Below are 4,350 nucleotides of genomic sequence, written 5' to 3'. Positions count from 1 at the left end.
CCCGCTCGCCGAGGGCCGCCGGCACCGGTGGATGTGACTGTCTGTGGTGTTGTGCAGTGGCGTGCACGGTCGGGGGTGTGTGGGTGCCTATGCGCGCAGGCGCGCACGCGCGCGCGTAGGGCCGTGCATGCACACCGGTGTGCACAGCGTTGCACGATCGTTTGCACACCGGTGTGCACGGCGTTTTCGTGACTGTGGGTCATGGCTGGTCCGGGGTGGCGTGCCAGCGTCCGGGTGCGCCCTGATGCACCTTGCCGGTTTCCTGGAGTTGCTGAAGGGCGTAGTAGACCCAACGGCGCGACCGGCCGGTCGCGGTCACCAGGTCGGGCACGCTGGCACCGTCGTCGGACGTGAGTGCCGTCCACAGTGCATCGTCGGGATCAGCGGAATGGTCCGCGTGCGGTTCGTCCTTCCGGTCGGGTAGAGCTACCGGCGCGGGAAAGCGGTCGGTGATGGCCGTGACGGTGTCGTCTTCCACGAGGTAGGCCCGGTTGGGTATGGGCGTCGTGTGGTCGGAGTCGAGGACAAGGAAGACACCGGGAAGAGAAAAGACGTCTGTTCGCCATCCGCTTTTATAGGCTCCGGCGCCGAGAATGAGGTCTGTGTCGGCGCGTTCCCGAACCCGTAGGGCAATCCGAATGTCCATCTGACTACGAATGGCGCCGTTTCCCATAGATTCCTGGGTGGGTCGTTGCGTAGCAGCTATGAGGGTGACCGCGACCGCGCGGCCGAGACGGGCCAGGGAATCCGCCAGATCCAATGCTTCCGGGGGAAGCTCGGCGAATTCATCGCAGAGGATCACGAGTGCCTTACGCTGACGGGTGGGATTCCACGTGCGTTCCCCGCGGTCGGCCTGTTCGGAAGCGCGCCGGTTGAGTTCGGCTAGGGCGTCCGTGAAGAGTGTGACCGCATCGTCCATTCCGGTGGCCAGGCGTCCGAGGGATTTTCTCCATGGGCCAAGTTCCATCCCTCCTTTCAGGTCAACGCCCCACACGATCACATCGTCCGCAGGTATGAGGGCAGCCAAGATGGCGTTCACGATGCCTGATTTTCCGGAGCCGACGACGCCGCCTATAAGAACATTCCGGCGGAGTAGGAGAACGGTTGTCGTCGTGCCATCCTCAGCGGTTCCGATGGCAATCGGTTTGGTGATCGTGACGGGTTCGTTNCTGTGTCCGGGCCATGGGTTCGGGCGTGCCAGCGGATCAGTCTCTGTCACGCGGACAATGACGTGATCTTCCCGGTCCGGATCGGCAGTCACCCGGACGGAGTTCGGGCGGACGCCTAGCATGCTCGCGATTTCGTCGGCTCGGGCGATGGCGCTACGGGCGGACATTCCACGTCGTAGTGCCACCCGTGCGGTATAGCCCCATGCGTCCACCACCGCGGACATCACCCGCGAGCCGGAAAGTCCGGCGTCTTCCGCGAGAACAGGCCACGCCCGAATGGTCCGCTCCACCCGGACTCGTTCCCGCCGGCGCCGGTGCGCCCACCACGGAACAGCGGCCACCGTCCCGACAGTCACGAGCAGAGCGGGAAGAGGCCAGTGTCCAGGACCAAGAATCCCAGCGGCCAACCACCATCCCGAGCCAAGAAAAATCACGGTCAAGGCATAGGCGCGTTCGATTTGCCGCGCCAACCTGCGAGCAAACAGACCCGCTGTGACCAGGCAGAACAGGGCCACCAGCACCACGCCACCGGTGCCCCACGCCCGGTGAGCCACCGTGGCGGACACCGTCAAGAAAAGACCGGTGTAGAGCGGGAGAAGTTCACTGCGATACCGCCAAAAGAAACCGGCGATACTGGCCACGATTCCCGGACCGGACCGATTTTCCCGGAGTTTTCTTCGTGTCGACCGGCGCATGTGACGGNGCATTCGGCGCATTTCCCGAGCCACCCTACGCTGATCGTTTGTGCGGGTTCGTGCCACGATCTTTTCTCCTCCCGGAGAAAGCGGGGGTGTCCGTGCACCGGACACCCCCGCACGGTCTACAGGTGGACTGAGGAAAAGATCCCGAGAAGCTGGGTGAGCAGGTTCTGGAACGTGTCCGCGAAACTGGAATGCGCCACGTAGAAACCGAGCGCGACGCAGATAAAAGCCTGTCCCGCGCTCAGGTCAAAAGCTCGGATCATGACGATGACCACGATCAGGAGAAAGAAGAGAATGGAGATGGAAAACATCAGTGATCAATCCCGTCCTCGTCGTCGTCAACGTCGGCGCCGTAGGCCATGTCGGATGCGAACAGCCACAGGTCCTGGGCGGTCTTCCACTCTTTCTTGGTCTTCTCCCGGTGGGCGCGCAACAGGGTCTGTACGTACCGGATGGCTTCGATGCCCTGCGGGTCCTGGCTCAAAATGTCCATGAAAATGTCGTGAAGGACGCTGCTTGCCGTGAAACCGTCCATGTGGGTGTCGAAGGCGTCGCCGGCGCGCCGTTCCAGGTCTGACAGCTCACGGTCATCGAACATTGCAGGCACCTCGCGGAATGTCGAAGGGAGAGAAGGAAAAGGCGTTTTCCACGCGCGGGGATTCGTTCGGGCATGCCCGCGGCCGGACGTCCGGCCGCAATTCGTGGCCGACAGCCACCCCCACCAGGAACAGGAAAAGAAGCCAGACGATCACAGCGGCCCAGAGGAAGATGTGAATCCTGACCTTCACGGCTTGTTGACCCACCTCGACACGGCGCGCACGGCCAGTAGCAGGAAGAGAAGNGCGACGAAGTATCCGCCGTAGACGTGCGGGTTTTCGGCGACCCAATGAACCGCGTACAGCGCCAACGAGACCTGCACGAAGACCGCGAGGAAGCGGAACAGAGACGCGGCGAGAGCGAACAGAAAAAAGAAGAGAATGAATAGCAGCACGGGTGCTCCCGAGAAGTGGTGAACGGGCCGCGAGGACGCTTTATACGGCCCCGTCGAACACCGCTAATGCTTCCCGGGAAAGAGCCTCGGCGCAGGTATCAGACTGGNAAATACGAGGGTCATTCCTGGAAGCACCCGGAATTCAGCGGGACCGGACCCGGACCAGACCCGGACCGATCATCAGCGCACGGACACCCCGGACCCAACCCGGACTAAACCCGGATGCGTATACGCCCGGTCACTGTCAGGATGGGCGCTGTTACGGATGCAAGGGCGTGTGCACGAACGAGAGGACCCGTGATGATCGAGGGCAGCCACGAACAGGATCTTCTAGAGGATCTTGGTCGCCTGGCGGACCGTGGCGCGCGCGGACCCGAAGATGTCCTGGAGGCCGCGCCCCACTTGTTGGCTCTCGTCACAGCACCGGGAGGCAGGTGGGCGCGCGCCACTGCCGTCTATCGGCTCCTACACGCGGCCACGCAAGCACTCGGTCACCCGCGCGGCACGGCGCTCCGCGAACTGCTCGCACTCAACCCCGTACCCCCCGGGCGAGTGCCCTTGACGAAGACTGAACGGCGAGAGAAAGCCTCCGAGCATTATCGCGTCGAAGGCGACAGTTTCCGTAAGACCCATGAAAAAAAACTGTTGCAAGCCCTCGCAATGGAAATTGACCGTAGGCTCCGCAGCGGAAACGACACGACGCACGGGAAACCGAAAGGATGGGTGCCGTTCGTACCGCCCGCACCACCCCCACCCGCCGACACCTTCCGGCCCGTATCACAACCCCCGTCCAGGCCGCGCCCCGATGGAAAATGAGCGCCTAGAAAAACTCCTTCAGGAAAAGCTGCGATCAGCGAAAGGAATCCGCGCCGTCCGCACGGCAGAAGAGGCAGAGTGGGCCGTGCGACCTGCGGGTATCGTCATAGAGACGGGTTGGGGAACGGTGTACGTGGCAGCATTCCACTACCCCGGGCTCGCGGGAGGAAGGGAGACNGGACCACCTCTGGCGCCCCTCATGTCCGCCACCGCCGAAGAGGATTCCCTCACCTACATCTGCGCGCTGCTGGTAGACGCCACCTACAACGCGGAATCCCCTGAGATAAAAGCCGTCACGCTTGCCGACGAAATCGCCCCATGGGCGTACCGGTACGGCATATTCGTGGAGTATTACAACGGCGCCCGCACATATTTGATAATCACAGATCAGCAGGTGCTGTAGAAACCCCACCGCCCCACAGAAGGAGTCTTATCAATGTCTTCATGGGACTGGGATTCCGACAAAATCCCCTGGTATTTCATCGCCGTACTCGTCGTCTTCGTCGCCGTGCCGTGCGTCGTGGCGGGCGCGTGGCTCGGCTGGATCAGCCGCTAGCCACTCCGCGCGGGGGTCAGGTAGCCTCGCGGGCGCCCCCCGGCGCCGAGCCTCGCGGGCGCCCCCCGGCGCCGAGCCTCGCGGGCGCCCCCCGGCGCCGAGCCTCGCGGGCGCCCC

The 4,350-nt window shown here is 63.3% G+C and carries 4 protein-coding genes; 1 reads left to right on the top strand and 3 read right to left on the bottom strand.

Annotated features, from left to right (window positions below; genetic code table 11):
• Nucleotides 1–199 precede the first annotated feature (199 nt).
• From FF86_RS69620 to FF86_RS30800, 3 genes are all read right to left on the bottom strand, one after another.
• Complete coding sequence (locus FF86_RS69620) at nt 200–1,075, bottom strand: hypothetical protein (protein ID WP_396230212.1); 876 nt, start codon at nt 1,073–1,075, stop codon at nt 200–202.
• 914 nt (nt 1,076–1,989) lie between these two features.
• Nucleotides 1,990–2,181 (bottom strand): hypothetical protein, encoded by a 192-nt coding sequence (locus FF86_RS30805; RefSeq protein WP_044888770.1) that lies wholly within the window; start codon nt 2,179–2,181, stop codon nt 1,990–1,992.
• The gene (locus FF86_RS30800) at nt 2,181–2,468 is read right to left on the bottom strand and encodes a hypothetical protein (protein ID WP_052681684.1); all 288 of its coding nucleotides are present in this window, start codon (nt 2,466–2,468) and stop codon (nt 2,181–2,183) included. Before FF86_RS30800 ends, FF86_RS30805 begins: the two co-directional genes overlap by 1 nt.
• 1,387 nt (nt 2,469–3,855) lie before the next feature.
• On the opposite strand from FF86_RS30800, the gene FF86_RS36890 reads away from it, so the two are divergent.
• Nucleotides 3,856–4,080: hypothetical protein (locus FF86_RS36890; protein ID WP_206779106.1), on the top strand; the 225-nt coding region annotated here is incomplete at its 5' end.
• Nucleotides 4,081–4,350: the final 270 nt, after the last annotated feature.

The organism is Frankia sp. CpI1-P (genome assembly GCF_001421075.1).
GTDB lineage: Bacteria > Actinomycetota > Actinomycetes > Frankiales > Frankiaceae > Frankia > Frankia torreyi.
Note: the sequence above shows the minus strand (reverse complement) of the source record. Positions and strands in the feature narration are given on the sequence as shown.